Annotated in this window: 17 protein-coding genes; 9 read left to right on the top strand and 8 right to left on the bottom strand. The window is 59.4% G+C overall.

Annotated elements, in window-relative coordinates:
• Positions 1-6: 6 nt before the first annotated feature.
• The 8 genes from ACQZ6J_RS29565 to ACQZ6J_RS29600 form a co-directional block, all read right to left on the bottom strand.
• Positions 7-1,470 carry a hydrogenase 4 subunit F gene (locus ACQZ6J_RS29565; protein ID WP_449086636.1) on the bottom strand — a complete coding sequence of 488 codons (1,464 nt, stop codon included), beginning with the start codon at positions 1,468-1,470 and terminating at the stop codon, positions 7-9.
• Positions 1,467-2,132 (bottom strand): hydrogenase-4 component E, encoded by a 666-nt coding sequence (locus ACQZ6J_RS29570; protein WP_449086637.1) that lies wholly within the window; start codon positions 2,130-2,132, stop codon positions 1,467-1,469. Before ACQZ6J_RS29570 ends, ACQZ6J_RS29565 begins: the two co-directional genes overlap by 4 nt.
• Entirely contained in the window at positions 2,132-3,088 is a 957-nt protein-coding gene (locus ACQZ6J_RS29575; RefSeq protein WP_449086638.1) for a respiratory chain complex I subunit 1 family protein, read from the bottom strand. The genes ACQZ6J_RS29570 and ACQZ6J_RS29575 overlap by 1 nt, the downstream gene beginning before the upstream one ends.
• Positions 3,079-5,100 carry a hydrogenase 4 subunit B gene (gene hyfB, locus ACQZ6J_RS29580; RefSeq protein ID WP_449086639.1) on the bottom strand — a complete coding sequence of 674 codons (2,022 nt, stop codon included), beginning with the start codon at positions 5,098-5,100 and terminating at the stop codon, positions 3,079-3,081. The genes ACQZ6J_RS29575 and hyfB overlap by 10 nt, the downstream gene beginning before the upstream one ends.
• Positions 5,097-5,486: a helix-turn-helix domain-containing protein gene (locus ACQZ6J_RS29585; protein WP_449086640.1), complete on the bottom strand. Its 390-nt coding sequence runs from the start codon at positions 5,484-5,486 to the stop codon at positions 5,097-5,099. Before ACQZ6J_RS29585 ends, hyfB begins: the two co-directional genes overlap by 4 nt.
• A gap of 577 nt (positions 5,487-6,063) precedes the next feature.
• Complete coding sequence (locus ACQZ6J_RS29590) at positions 6,064-6,327, bottom strand: hypothetical protein (RefSeq protein ID WP_449086641.1); 264 nt, start codon at positions 6,325-6,327, stop codon at positions 6,064-6,066.
• 97 nt (positions 6,328-6,424) lie between these two features.
• Positions 6,425-6,571, bottom strand: a complete 147-nt coding sequence (locus ACQZ6J_RS29595; RefSeq protein ID WP_449086642.1) for a hypothetical protein — start codon at positions 6,569-6,571, stop codon at positions 6,425-6,427.
• Positions 6,572-7,094: 523 nt separating this feature from the next.
• Positions 7,095-7,391, bottom strand: a complete 297-nt coding sequence (locus ACQZ6J_RS29600) for a hypothetical protein (RefSeq protein WP_163990680.1) — start codon at positions 7,389-7,391, stop codon at positions 7,095-7,097.
• 381 nt (positions 7,392-7,772) lie between these two features.
• Here ACQZ6J_RS29600 and ACQZ6J_RS29605 point away from each other — a divergent pair, with 381 nt between their 5' ends.
• The 9 genes from ACQZ6J_RS29605 (at position 7,773) to ACQZ6J_RS29645 (ending at position 12,877) form a co-directional block, all read left to right on the top strand.
• Positions 7,773-7,982, top strand: a complete 210-nt coding sequence (locus ACQZ6J_RS29605; protein ID WP_163990678.1) for a cold-shock protein — start codon at positions 7,773-7,775, stop codon at positions 7,980-7,982.
• A gap of 146 nt (positions 7,983-8,128) precedes the next feature.
• Complete coding sequence (locus ACQZ6J_RS29610; protein ID WP_449086643.1) at positions 8,129-8,314, top strand: hypothetical protein; 186 nt, start codon at positions 8,129-8,131, stop codon at positions 8,312-8,314.
• Between the two features lie 221 nt (positions 8,315-8,535).
• Positions 8,536-8,793 carry a hypothetical protein gene (locus ACQZ6J_RS29615; protein WP_449086644.1) on the top strand — a complete coding sequence of 86 codons (258 nt, stop codon included), beginning with the start codon at positions 8,536-8,538 and terminating at the stop codon, positions 8,791-8,793.
• A 79-nt stretch (positions 8,794-8,872) separates the two neighbouring features.
• Positions 8,873-9,013, top strand: coding sequence for a hypothetical protein (locus tag ACQZ6J_RS29620; protein WP_204326745.1), 141 nt, complete (start codon positions 8,873-8,875; stop codon positions 9,011-9,013).
• A 313-nt stretch (positions 9,014-9,326) separates the two neighbouring features.
• Positions 9,327-9,572, top strand: coding sequence for a hypothetical protein (locus tag ACQZ6J_RS29625; protein WP_163990672.1), 246 nt, complete (start codon positions 9,327-9,329; stop codon positions 9,570-9,572).
• A gap of 59 nt (positions 9,573-9,631) precedes the next feature.
• The gene (locus ACQZ6J_RS29630; protein WP_449086645.1) at positions 9,632-10,531 is read left to right on the top strand and encodes a transglutaminase family protein; all 900 of its coding nucleotides are present in this window, start codon (positions 9,632-9,634) and stop codon (positions 10,529-10,531) included.
• Between the two features lie 67 nt (positions 10,532-10,598).
• Positions 10,599-11,414 (top strand): transglutaminase-like domain-containing protein, encoded by an 816-nt coding sequence (locus ACQZ6J_RS29635; RefSeq protein WP_449086646.1) that lies wholly within the window; start codon positions 10,599-10,601, stop codon positions 11,412-11,414.
• Between the two features lie 204 nt (positions 11,415-11,618).
• A complete protein-coding gene (locus ACQZ6J_RS29640; RefSeq protein WP_281411076.1) occupies positions 11,619-11,843 on the top strand; it encodes a DUF4167 domain-containing protein in 225 nt (74 codons plus the stop codon).
• Complete coding sequence (locus ACQZ6J_RS29645; RefSeq protein ID WP_163990663.1) at positions 11,840-12,877, top strand: fatty acid desaturase; 1,038 nt, start codon at positions 11,840-11,842, stop codon at positions 12,875-12,877. Before ACQZ6J_RS29640 ends, ACQZ6J_RS29645 begins: the two co-directional genes overlap by 4 nt.
• Positions 12,878-12,910 lie beyond the last annotated feature (33 nt).

The following is a 12,910-nucleotide window of genomic DNA, read 5'->3' on the forward strand; positions in this document are numbered from 1 at the left end:
CTCGCATCATCGAAGAAGGTTGGCGATATGCTGGAACCAGGCGACCAGCGGCGGCGGCAGGTAGATGCCGGCGGCGAGCACCAGCGCGAGATGGGCGTACATCGGCAGGTACGACGCTTGGGCCGGCGCCGTGCTGCCGCGTGGCTGGCCGAAGACCGCGCCCGTCAGCCTCAGCATCAGAGCGCCGAAAGCGATCAGCAATCCGAAGACCAGCGGGATGGCGAGCAGCGGCTGCTTGGCGAAGGTCGAGCTGACGATCAGGAACTCGCTCATGAATACGCCCGCCGGCGGCAGGCCGGCGATGGCGATGACGCCGGTGAGCAGACCCCAGCCAAGCCCCGGATGCGTTTCGCTCAGGCCGCGAATGGCCGAGAGCCTCTGCGTTCCCTTGACCTGGGCTATATGGCCGACGGCGAAGAAGATCGCCGACTTGGTCAGCGAATGCATCACCATATGCAGCAATCCGGCGAAATTGGCGAGCGGCCCGCCCAGACCGAAGGCAAAGACGATGATGCCCATGTGCTCGATCGAGGAATAGGCGAACAGGCGCTTGATGTCGCGGCGACGGTAGAGCATGAAGGCTGCGAAGATCAGCGAGGTGAGACCCATCGTCATCATCAGCGGCCCGGGCGCGAGCGCCTCGGGACTGGCGGACAGCAGCATCTTGAAACGCAGCACTGCATAGAGCGCGACATTCAGGAGCAGGCCGGAAAGCACCGCCGAGATCGGCGTCGGCCCCTCGGCATGGGCGTCCGGCAACCATGCGTGCAGCGGAGCAAGGCCGACCTTGGTGCCATAGCCGAGCAGCAGAAAGATGAAGGCGACGTTGAGAAGCGCGGGATCGAAGGCGGCTGCGTGGTTGATCAGGATGGTCCAGACCATGGCGTCGTAACCTTCGCCCACCACCGGCTGCGCCGCCAGATAGACCAGAATGGTGCCGAAGAGCGCGAAGGCGATGCCGACGCTTCCCAGAATGAAATATTTCCAGGCGGCCTCGAGCGCTTCATGCGTGCGGTAGAGGCCGACCATAAGCACGGTCGTCAGCGTCGCAAGTTCGACCGCAACCCACATCAGGCCGATATTGTTCGACACGAATGCGAGATTCATGCCGAACATCATGATCTGATACATTGCGTGGTAGAAGCGGATATTGGCTGGTATCAGCCGCCCTGTCTCCAGCTCGTGGGCGATGTAGCTGGCGCTGAAGACGCTGGTGGTGAAGCCGACGAAAGTGTTGAGGACAATGAAGACGATGTTGAGATCGTCCACGAGCAGATATTGTCCGGGCGCCGGGCGATCGGTCACGAACAGGCAAAGGGCGGCAAGCAGGGTCAGCAGGCTCGCGAGGACGTTCAGCCGGGCCGTCATCCGGTAGCCGGGCAGAAGCGCCAGCAGGGCCGCCGCGGCAATCGGTATCGCGAGAACGGCCGTGACCGCGTCGAAGGCCAGGACCGGGGAGAAAACGCTCATTTTCGCCGCCTCCCCTTGAAGTCGTCCAGCGCGCGGATATCGACGGTGTCGAACCGCTCGCGGATGCGGAACAGGAAGACGCCGATGACGATGAAGGCGATGAGGATCGAGAAGGCCACGCTGATCTCGACCACCAGCGGCATGCCCTTGGCGCCGGTTGCGGCAAGCACCAGCCCGTTTTCGAGCGACATGAATCCGACAACCTGACTGACGGCGTTGCGGCGGGTGACCATGATCAGAAGCCCGAGCAACAGCACCGACAAGGCAAAGGCGAGATCCTCCCGCGCCAGCGGATCCGCCTCCGGCGTCACCCGCAGCATCACCACCGTCGCCAGAGCGACCAGTCCGATCCCGGCGAGCATGGTCGGGCCGATCCCGACGACCGTTTCGATCTCCCGATGGATGCCGAGCTGGCGGATCATGCGGTGGAGCACCACGGGAATGACGATGGCCTTGAAGACGAGAGCGATTGCCGCCGTTACGTAAAGATGCGGCGCATCCTGGATGAAGGCCTGCCAGGCGACCGACAGCGTCAGGATCAGCGAGTGCAGGGCAAAGACGTTGAGGAGCGCATAAAGACGATCCTGATAGAGCATCATCATGCTGACGAGCACCAGGCCGCCTGCGAGCATATGGGCAATATCGAAGACCGGCCCGTTCATCAAAGGCTCCTCGAGACGAACCGCAGAAGAGTGGCGAGCAGCGCGAGCATGAGTGCCGCGCCGAGGAATTCCGGCACGCGGAACACCCGCATCTTGGCGGTTGCGGTTTCGAACAATGCAAGCAGCGCGCCGCCGGCCGCAAGCTTGACGAGATAGGCAAGCAGGCCGGCCAGATAGGCGGTGGCGCCGGCCCCTGGACCGGCCAGTTTCCACGGCACGAAGATGCAGGCGATCAACGAGATGTACAGCAATAGCTTGAGTGACGCCGCAAGCTCGATCATCGCAAGATGGCGTCCGGAATATTCGAGCACCATGGCTTCATGAACCATGGTGAGCTCCAGATGTGTCGCCGGGTTGTCGATCGGAATACGGGCATTTTCGGCGACCGCGACCATGACCAGGGCTATCAGAGCGATCGCCAGGGAAACACGAAGCCCCACCTGCGAAGAGGTCATGAAAGCGGCGATGGACGAAAGCTGGGTGGAGCCGGCGATAAGGGCAAGGACGAAGATGATCAGCAGCATCGAAGGCTCGGCGAGCGTCGCGATCATCGCCTCGCGGCTCGATCCGATGCCGCCGAAGCTGGTGCCCACATCCATGCCGGCAAGCGTCAGAAAGAAGCGTGCGCTGCCCAGCAACGCGACGATGGCGATCAGGTCCGCGGTCCAGCTGAAGATGAGACCGGTGGCGAAGGTGGGGATGATGGCGGCTGCGACCCATGTGACGGCGAAGATCAGATAAGGCGTCACCCTGAACAGCCAGGAGGCGTTTTCAGCCAGCACCACCTCCTTGCGCAAAAGCCGCAAAAGGTCGCGGTATGGCTGGATCACGGAAGGTCCCCGCCGGCGCAACAACCGCGCCTTGACCAGGCGTATGAAGCCCGTCAGCATCGGCGCAAGCAGTACGACGAGCGTCATTTGCAATGCCTGGACGAGAAGAGCCGTTATCAGGACCATAGCGCCAGCACCAGAAGCAGGAAGACGAGCGCGAGAAACACGAGGCTGAGATAGCGCCGGATCGTCAGAAACTGCAGGTAATTGAGCTTTTCCGCCACGAAGCCGACCGCCCCTGCGATCGGCAGGTACAGCCCTTCCCAGATCAGATCATGCGTCTCAACGGAAAAATGCGCCGGACGGGGATCGCCGGGCGCCGGCATGTCGACCCGTTCGCGTCCCCGGAAGATCAGCGTGCCGAAGACACGCCGGACGGGCTGGGCGAAGCTGCTTCCGCCGTATTGCGTCGTCGGGCCAACCTCGGGAAAGCCGCAATCCCAGGCCGGCGCCCGGCGGAGCCGCTGCGAAGCGAAGCGATGGATGAGATAGGCCGTGAGCGATGCCGAGAAGAGGGTGAACAGGAAGACCAGCAGGCCGTTATAGGAACTGCGGCTTTCTGCGATCGGCATGATCGACAGCCACGGAATATCGGCCTGCAGCGGCATCCGCTCACCGATCAGCGATAGCGTCACCGGCGCAAGGCCGTCGATCGCGATCCCCGGAAGGATGCCGACGAGGAGGCAGAGCATTGCCAATACGGACATGGCCGCATGCGAGAAGCGGTCGACCTCACGCGCCTGCTCGGCAACGGCGGTGCGAGGACGGCCGAGAAAGGTGACGCCGAATGCCTTGACGAAGCAGGCCGCAGCCAGCGCCGCCGACAAGGCCAGCAGCCCGCCCACCGCCGGCACCAGGATCTTCAGGCCCCATTGCGGCAGAGCGGGGCTTTGCAGGATTGCCTGAAACGCCAGCCACTCGGAAACGAAGCCGTTGAGCGGCGGCAGGGCGGAAATCGCGACGCAACCGATGAGGAACAGAAAGCTGGTGACCGGCATTCGGTGGATGAGCCCGCCGAGCTTGTCCATATCCCGCTCACCCGTTGCCGTCAGCACGGCGCCGGCACCGAAGAAAAGCAGGCTCTTGAAGAAGGAATGATTGACAACGTGGAGCAGCGCGGCGGTCAGCGCCAGCGTCGCCGCCGGAGCCATGCCGTTCGCCTTGAAGGCGAGCGCCAGACCGAGGCCCACGAAGATCACGCCGATATTCTCGATCGTGCTATAGGCAAGCAGGCGCTTGAGATCGCTTTCCATCATCGCATGCAGGATGCCCAGTACAGCCGTGCCGCCGCCGAGCACGAGAACGATGACGCCCGACCACCATGCCGGCGCGCCGATCAGGTCGAACACCACGCGGACGAACGCGTAGACCGCGACCTTGGTCATGACGCCGCTCATCAGGGCTGAAACATGGCTCGGCGCAGCCGGATGTGCCAATGGCAGCCAGACATGCAACGGTACGAGACCGGCCTTGGACCCTGCGCCCAGCAGCAGCAGGACAAGCACGAGACCGGCCGTGAACGGCGTTTGCCCGGATACCCGCATCGCGGCGAAACCATAATTTCCGGCAGCTCCGGCAAGCAGCCCGAAAGCAAGCAGCAGCGCGAGCGTGCCGAAACTTGCCATGACGATATAGAGATAGCCGGCCTTGCGGTTGCCGGTGTCGCGATGATGGGCCATCACCATCGCCCAGGATGCGAGCGACATGAACTCCCAGGAAATGAGGCAGGTGAAGGCATCATCGGCCATGATCACAAGATTCATGCCGGCGAGAAACGCCGGGAAGAACGGCAATACCCGATGCGGTGCGTGTTCGTGACGGCCGTAGCCGAGGCCGTAGAGGCTGGAGAGCGCGCCACCGAGATTGACGACCACGAGGAACAGGGCCGCAAGCGCATCGATCCGGAAATGGCTCCCGAGCCATGGCAGCCCCAGAGGAAGAACAAGCGTCGGCGCCTCGGCGGCAGGCGGAGCCATGACGAGATAGGCAAGCGCAATAACAAAAGCGACGGAGGAGAAGACCAGGCTGGCAACGTAGACGACAGGCGTGGACGAGGACGAACGGGCGATCGCCACGGCGAGCACAGCCGTAGCCAGCAGCGCGGCCACACATGACAACAGGATTGAAACCGATGTCATGAATCATCCCTCTCGGCAGGGAGGGGCTTTGACGGTTCCGCCGCCATGCTCTCGGATGGCTTCAGCTTTGCCCGGAGCCTGACGCCCCGCCCACCGTCCGAGCTGACGGCGCCCTCGTTGATCACCTCGATACCGGCGCTTTCCAATGCCGCCAGCAAACGCATCAAGGTGTCGACATTGCCGCGCACCACATCGACGCTCGCTTCCATACGCTGAATTGTCGGGACAGAAACTCCCGCCAGTTCGGCCAGTTGGCGCTGGTCGATACCGAGAAGGGCCCGGGCGGCCCGCATCTGAGCGGCAGTGATCACGATTGAAACATCGCTTGTCTTGCACGAACTCTGATAATTGACACTTATGATGTGCCTATTGATGTCTAAAATCAATATTCTGATGTGCCAGCATCGTTTCGAGATGAACCTTTGCTTGTGAAGCCCGCTCGGCTGGGAGCAAGTTGGACCGTTCCCAAACTCTGGGCTGGCAGAGGATAGTGTTTTCCGGCTTCATTCAGGGAGGCGGGCTGGTTGCCCCTCCCGATTTCATCAGATCCGCGAAATTATCGCTGGCCGTTTAGGCTATGGAGGTCTCCGAACCTTGTTCCGCTCCACAGCATTGCTGCCGCAATGGGCAACGAGTAGCCGCTATGCGGGAGGTTACTTCGCAATATCGGCCGCGTGGCGATCTGCCGGGTCATGATGGTTAGGTGAGCTACTTGATGCGTAGAGTACGGAAAGAGCCAGGCCGACAACCATGGCTGCCATCATCACTCGTCTAGCAAAGCGGGACTCCATTCTGGTTCTCCTTGGACGATCTATAGGCTTTCTGTGGTGATCGGCCCCAGGGTGCGCGGCTCTTGCCCGGCCATTCCCAAGCGGTGCCACCACCTATTTTCTCAGGCACGGAAAAACTAGATCTCGAACATGCCGCCTTGATCGCGGGACGGCCGGTGAGTTGCTCGTCGCGTCAATCTCCGGCTCTCGCGTCCTTGGCCAAGGCGGTTTCAATCTCTTGCGAAGACACTTGCAGGCGCTGCCGGGTGCCGATGGCCGTTGCTATCGACGGTATCTCGAGCTGGGTGGACGTTCTTTTGAATGCCGAGAAAGACAGCCCTTCGATTTCCTCCTCATCGACAATCAGCCGATAAGTTCCGGCTTCGAGCGGCATCTTGAACGAGCTCAGCACGAAGGGATGGATGAAGGTGATCTCTGTTTCAATCGTGCGTTCCATGGTGGATAACCTCGAATGCGGTGAGAAATTCTATCTGTTACCGTCAGCGCAACGAAAGACAGGGCAATTGCGTGACACGAGCATCAACCGCCCGGTGTCACCAAAGGATACCCTTCAGAAGCACGTAGACGATAAACGCGATGCTGATGACTGGGGTCGATTTGAGCAGAAATTCAACGTACCGGAACCGACGAGCGGATTGCAGCAGACTTTCCCAGGAGTAGATGCCTTGAACGGAAGACATGCTGTCCTCCTTCTTTGGGGCTGAGGCACGTTATGCGCCCGCACTCGGCTGCGCCCGTTTCAGATGCCGCCGGTGAATGTTAAATGGCGCGCGCGCCCGTCAACTTCAATGGAAAATCGGCCGAGGCGGATTTTTGTTTTCCGACATTGCAAAGACGGCTTCTTTCACGCGGCCCCTACCCTTCGGGTTTGCCATGTTTTCCAACCGGCTGCGTTCGCCGAGGTCATGACTGTCAAGCGGCCGGAGCATTGTCGCAATTCCGGCCTAACGACGTCCTCAGCACAGCGCGACCCGCAGAATTCAACGTTATTTCATGAGGATAGCATATGATTTCGAATATGAGACGTGAACTCGAAGGCGGCCCCTTATCGTCCCACTTATCGAAGGACCGCCCCTATCTCAAGATTGGCACAAGCCAGCCACCATGCGAAATGGCACAGGGAGGCGCCGCAATTCGTAAGCCCGCAGATACATATGCATCGAGGCTCGATCGGTCCGAATAGCGGTGACGACCTTGGACTGTCTATTCTGAAAGCCGGCCGATCAAAAATCCGGCAAACAGACCGAGAAGAACGCCGCCGACAAATATGGAGCTCGTTGCGGCGGGGTTTTCTTTGGCGGCTCGAACGAGATTTCTGCCTTCCGTGCGCGCCTGGTCCGAAACATGAGAAGCCTTGGCCTTCGCAGACGAAAGCATCTCGTTGGCGCCTTGCGAAGCAGCTTCAATCCTGCCGGACAGTTGTGCTGAAAGATCGCCGATCTGACTTCTAAGCTCCTCGATTTGAGCATTGATGTCTTTATCCAGCGTCGTGTCAGCCATAATATCTCTCCTAGCGGATTGCCAAAGCTCTTGTCAGAAACGATCGTGAACGGTTTCGGTTCCGGGTAAGACAGGCATTTCTACCGAAAGCGGATGGGCCACTGATATGCAGGTGAGAAGTACAGGCTGGGTGCGGTGACCTGCGTTGGATCATCGGGTCCCTGCCCCCGCGTGCTCCATTTCTGAATTCGCCCTCTGAATTGCTATATTTCGAACAGCGCCCTTGCAAAATCAGAAATTGAGCATAAGTTACACATATCGACCATTGCTTGTGATGTCGGCCAGAGCCTGACGGCTCCCCACGGATTTCCTCTCAAATAATCGATCAAATCCCGCAATGTATTGCAGGAGCAACAACGATTGCTTTGAAAGGAAATCGTTATGAATACTGGCACTGTAAAGTGGTTCAACGCGAGCAAGGGCTTCGGCTTCATTCAACCCGATAACGGCAGCACGGATGTGTTCGTGCACATCTCCGCAGTAGAGCGGGCTGGCCTTCGGTCGCTCAATGACGGCCAGAAGATCACTTTCGACATCATCCAAGACCGCAAGACCGGCAAGAACTCCGCCGACAATCTTCAGGCGGCTTGAATTTGTCGTTCGCTCGGCTGACCACGGATGTACTGGCAGCAGAGTTGAGTGACTGTGAGAGGTCGGGTTAGCGCCCGGCCTTTTGTTCTCTGGGAGCTGAGGAGGGTCCGGTGTCCGAAATCCGATATTTTCCCGGGGATACAATCGTGCTGAAAAAGCGTGAGGCGGGAAGCATCCAGCCAAAAGGCTCCGGGCAGATCATCGCCGTTCTGCCGGATATTCAACGGTCGGCGCGCTACAGGGTGCGCCTTCTCAACGAGAATTTCGACCGCAGCATCGGCGGGGACGATATCGATACGGCCTCCTCCTCCGCGAGCAACCAGAACGGATAGAAGGCCCCATCCCGGACGCTCGTAAAGTGCTATCCACCTCACCTCAATCGGCTCATTGCACCGCCCCGAAAGGAAGCCGCCATGATGATTAGAAAGAGGAAATGACGCCAAGCACTTGTCGGGAAGGCGATATAGGCGCACACTTCTCGCATCAGCAACTCTTTCAAGGGCATTGCTGCAGGAGGGTGGCGACACCCCGACCACAACGAAAGGAGGGCGCGATGTCTTCCAACATTTACCCACCATGCGTTTCACGAAATCTGGTCCAGACGGGCTCGTTCGGATATCGGGAAAATACAACCCTTCGCCTCGCCGTAGACACTGCAATTCCTGCTGGTGCCCGGATCAATCCGTCGATGGTGAATTTCACCGTCTTTCCCGATTTCGGCATGAACGCAAAGGGAAAAAGCGCGCGTCTTCTGAAACGGCATCCTTGTCCGCATGACGACGTAGCCGCGAAGAATTCGACCAGCGTTTGACATACTGATTTCGGTCGCACCATCCGACAGCGCCGGCGTCAGGCTTCACACTTCATCAAGACACATCCTGGAGGGTCCCATGGCCAAAGGCCAAGTACGCGGCAACCGCGAAGTCCGCAAACCGAAGAAAGACAAGACCGCAGTGACACCGCCGCCGTTGGCAGGTTCACAGGTCAAGCGATTGGACAACGGCGCGGCAAGTTTCGGCAAAAAGGGATAGACCCCGGATTGCCCCGATCCCTAGCAGAGCGATGGGCAAACATCTTACCCATCGCCTATGAATACCGTCATGATTGCTTGATATCACCAGCATTGCTGCAGAAAGCCTCCCTCGCAAAGTTGGCGAGGAAACAGGCTCAGATATCAAAAATGCCTGCATTTGCAGAAGCAGTTGCAGGCGAACAGGCGTGGCCTCCGACCAACGGAGCGGAAAGTCCGGCGCAAGAAGCGAGTTCCGCAAGGGCGCTTCTCGGCCCGCCGTCCCCTCTCCTCGCGCGGGCGACTGATCGTTCAGGAAACCGAAAGATAATCGCGTGACCAAATTCGACTATACGAGCGAAGCCGGGCTTTACGCCGGCAAGAAGCTACGGGGGAGCAGCGGCCTTCGCTACAGGCGCTTCGAAACGGTCGCTGAGGCCCTGCGCTTTGCAATGGAGACCGTGCCGCGCTCACAGCAACAGGGATCCATACTGGAAGTCGACGAGGTGCGCTTCGACCATAAACAGATCCGAACACTTTATGAAGCGCACGACTACCCTCTCCCCCGCGAGGCCAAATGACGAAGGGGCGCTCGTGTCAATCGCAAACGTCGCCTGTGTCTTCCATCCAGTGAGGGCGAATGACGATTTTTTCGGTTCGGCACAAAACCACCTACCGCTACGTGCGGCCGGTCAAATTCGGCCGGCACAGGCTACTGTTCCGGCCACGCGACAGTTTCGATCAGACACTTTTGGGCTGCTCGTTGGATGTCTTCCCCAAGACGCATACAGTCCGCTGGATTCATGACGTCTTCGGCAACTGCATCGCGCTGATCGACATACCCACAGCATCGCGCGAATTGCGTTTCGAAACGGCCATCCGCCTCGACCATAATGCGCAAATACCCCTCGACCTCGAAATGGACAGGCAAGCATTCGATTTCCCGTTCGCTTACGATCCCGATGAATCACCGGATCTCGAGCAAACCATATTGCGGCACTATCCCGACCCCGATGACGACGTGGGGAAATGGGCAAGACAGTTCGTGCCCAAAGGTAAAGTGGCGCGCACCGGCCATGTTCTCATGACGCTTTGCTACGCGGTTCGCGAGAGCTTCAGTTATGTCAGGCGCACCGAACACGGTACGCAGGTGCCCTGTGATACGCTTCGACTGCGCAGCGGCACCTGCCGCGATTTCGCATTGTTGATGATGGAAGCGACCCGCTCGCTCGGCTTCGCCTCCCGCTTCGTTACCGGTTATGTCTATGTTCCCGATCGTGACGGATCGACCACGCTCGGCGGCGGCTCGACCCATGCGTGGTGCCAGGTCTATCTGCCGGGCGCCGGTTGGGTGGAGTTCGATCCCACGAACGGCATTGTCGGAAATCGAGATCTGATCCGCGTCGGCGTCGGCCGCGATCCGCATCAGGTGGTGCCGCTTTCCGGCAGCTATGCCGGCGGATCGCGCGACTTTGACAGCTTGCAGGTGCAGGTCAACGTTACATCGGAGCCGGAATTGGATACCGCAAACAGGGGATAAACGGAACGACCCACGCGTCCATGCGTTCGCTTGCACGATCATCACTGAATTCAAAGGATCAAGATCCATGAAAATACGCGCAGGCTTTCACATTGGCTATGAATGCGAATACGAAACACCCATGCTGTTGGTCCTCAACATCCACCCTTCCCGACGCGTGGATCTGTTGACCGAACAGGTGCTCAGTTTTGACCGGCCGATCGAGGCCTGGGGCTACACCGATAGCTTCGGCAATGCCTGCAGTCGCATCGTCGCTCCGCCTGGCCTGACGACGATTTCCAGTGGATTCGAGGTCTATGACGGCGGTTTGCCCGACCCTGTGCCCGGCGACGCCGTCCAGCACGACATCAACCACCTGCCCGACGACGTGCTCGTCTACCTGCTCGGCAGCCGGTATTGCGACACTGACCGGCTGGCGGACTTCGCCTGGAAGACCTTCTTCGCTACACAGCCCGGCTGGCCGCGTGTCCAGGCCATTCTCGATTTCACGCACAACCATATCGCTTTCGACTATAGCAAAGCCGACCCGCTCAGAACCGCCTTCGGCGGTTTCATGGAGCGCACGGGCGTGTGCCGCGATTTCGCCCACCTCGCCATCACGCTCTGCCGCTGCATGAACGTTCCCGCACGTTACTGCACGGGCTATCTCGGCGATATCGGCGTGCCAAAAAGCCCCAATCCCATGGATTTCAGCGCCTGGTTCGAAGTCTATCTGAGTGGCCGCTGGTATACGGTCGACGCTCGTCATAATACGCCGCGCATCGGACGCATTCTCATGGCGACCGGCCGCGACGCCACCGATGTCGCCATGTCGACGGCGTTCGGGCCGGCGATCTTGAAACGTTTCCAGGTGGTGACCGAGGAGATTCTCGACGCTGCCTAGGCGTTGCACATCGACATTCAGGCCTTCGAGGTAGCGGAGCCTTCTTGCCCAACATGAAACGGCCGCAATGGGAGTATAGAGGTTGTATCAGGCTGCAATGCCGCGCCACAAGCGTCAGCACATTTGACACAAGCAATCCCAGCCGCGTCAGTCATTCCCCATATTACCGATAAGGAGCAAGCCGTATAAGGCTTGAATTGTCAGTTGGTTTCACCACGACGACCCCAGCTATCGACCAACAAGGCCACCTTCGACACCGCCGCATCAGGGCAGACGTTCGAGAGCCTGAGGCGTCGATATGAACACTATATACTGCTGGCGCGCGAAAGCGCTCAGGCCGGAGACCGCATCGAGGCGGAAAACCTCTATCAGCACGCCGAGCATTATTACCGCAGCGCCGCCATGCGGAAAGTAGGCCAACCACAATGATCGCAAAGGGTGTCTCTCAATCTCCCGACAGCCCGGATGAAGGAAACTGGCTAAAGATCCTCTCGAAATACCGCACGCCCAATACGGGCCGCAGCATCTTCGAACTCGCGGTAAGCGCCATTCCCTTTGCCGCCTTCTGGGTCCTGACCTGGCTGGCGGTGCATTACGGTTTCTGGTGGGGCCTCATTCTTGTTGTTCCTGCTGCGGCCTTTCTACTGCGCTTGTTCATGATCCAACATGATTGCGGCCACGGCTCGTTTTTCGCACATCGTCGCTCCGACGATTGGACAGGACGCATTCTTGGCGTCCTGACGCTGACCCCTTATGATTACTGGCGCCGCGCTCATGCGGCGCATCATGCTTCCGCCGGCAATCTCGATGAGCGCGGCGTCGGCGACATAACCACTCTTACGGTACGCGAATATTATTCCCGATCCCGATGGGGACAGATCAGATATCGTCTCTATCGGCATCCGCTCGTGATGTTCGGGATCGGGCCGGCATGGCTCTTCCTGTTCAAGCAGCGCCTGCCAGTTGGCATGATGCGTGGCGGCACCCTTCCTTGGCTGTCGACGATGGCAACCAACCTGGCGGTCGCGCTGATCGCGGGGCTTCTGATCTGGGCAGTCGGTTTTCCGGCCTTTCTCATCATCCATCTGCCCATCGTTCTCCTGGCCGGAGCCGGCGGCATCTGGCTTTTTTACGTACAGCATCAATTCGAGGAGACGCACTGGTCGAAGGAGCCGGAATGGCAATTCCCAAAGGCGGCCCTACATGGCGCCTCGCACTACGACCTGCCACTTGTCTTGCGTTGGATAACCGGAAATATCGGCATTCACCATGTGCATCATCTCTCCAGCCGCATTCCCTATTACCGGCTGCCGGAGGTCCTACGAAATCATCCGGAGCTTGGCAAAATAGGCCGGCTGACACTGTGGCAGAGCCTTCGCTGCGTAAAGCTGGTGCTCTGGGATGAGCATGGCGGGAAGCTGGTTTCGTTTCGCGATGCTGTCCGTATCGCGAGAGCTGCCTGAGGCGCCCTCATGCGCAAGAACCTCGGCCTATCA

This window comes from Rhizobium sp. A37_96 (assembly GCF_053521765.1).

Excerpts from the sequence above, each read along its gene's own strand:
- ACQZ6J_RS29645 (WP_163990663.1), top strand. The coding sequence starts at position 11,840 with ATGATCGCAAAGGGTGTCTCTCAATCTCCCGACAGCCCGGATGAAGGA.
- ACQZ6J_RS29595 (WP_449086642.1), bottom strand. The coding sequence starts at position 6,571 with ATGTCTTCCGTTCAAGGCATCTACTCCTGGGAAAGTCTGCTGCAATCC.
- ACQZ6J_RS29605 (WP_163990678.1), top strand. The coding sequence starts at position 7,773 with ATGAATACTGGCACTGTAAAGTGGTTCAACGCGAGCAAGGGCTTCGGC.
- ACQZ6J_RS29600 (WP_163990680.1), bottom strand. The coding sequence starts at position 7,391 with ATGGCTGACACGACGCTGGATAAAGACATCAATGCTCAAATCGAGGAG.
- ACQZ6J_RS29565 (WP_449086636.1), bottom strand. The coding sequence starts at position 1,470 with ATGAGCGTTTTCTCCCCGGTCCTGGCCTTCGACGCGGTCACGGCCGTT.
- ACQZ6J_RS29620 (WP_204326745.1), top strand. The coding sequence starts at position 8,873 with ATGGCCAAAGGCCAAGTACGCGGCAACCGCGAAGTCCGCAAACCGAAG.
- ACQZ6J_RS29635 (WP_449086646.1), top strand. The coding sequence starts at position 10,599 with ATGAAAATACGCGCAGGCTTTCACATTGGCTATGAATGCGAATACGAA.
- hyfB (WP_449086639.1), bottom strand. The coding sequence starts at position 5,100 with ATGACATCGGTTTCAATCCTGTTGTCATGTGTGGCCGCGCTGCTGGCT.
- ACQZ6J_RS29615 (WP_449086644.1), top strand. The coding sequence starts at position 8,536 with ATGTCTTCCAACATTTACCCACCATGCGTTTCACGAAATCTGGTCCAG.
- ACQZ6J_RS29590 (WP_449086641.1), bottom strand. The coding sequence starts at position 6,327 with ATGGAACGCACGATTGAAACAGAGATCACCTTCATCCATCCCTTCGTG.
- ACQZ6J_RS29575 (WP_449086638.1), bottom strand. The coding sequence starts at position 3,088 with ATGGTCCTGATAACGGCTCTTCTCGTCCAGGCATTGCAAATGACGCTC.
- ACQZ6J_RS29570 (WP_449086637.1), bottom strand. The coding sequence starts at position 2,132 with ATGAACGGGCCGGTCTTCGATATTGCCCATATGCTCGCAGGCGGCCTG.
- ACQZ6J_RS29630 (WP_449086645.1), top strand. The coding sequence starts at position 9,632 with ATGACGATTTTTTCGGTTCGGCACAAAACCACCTACCGCTACGTGCGG.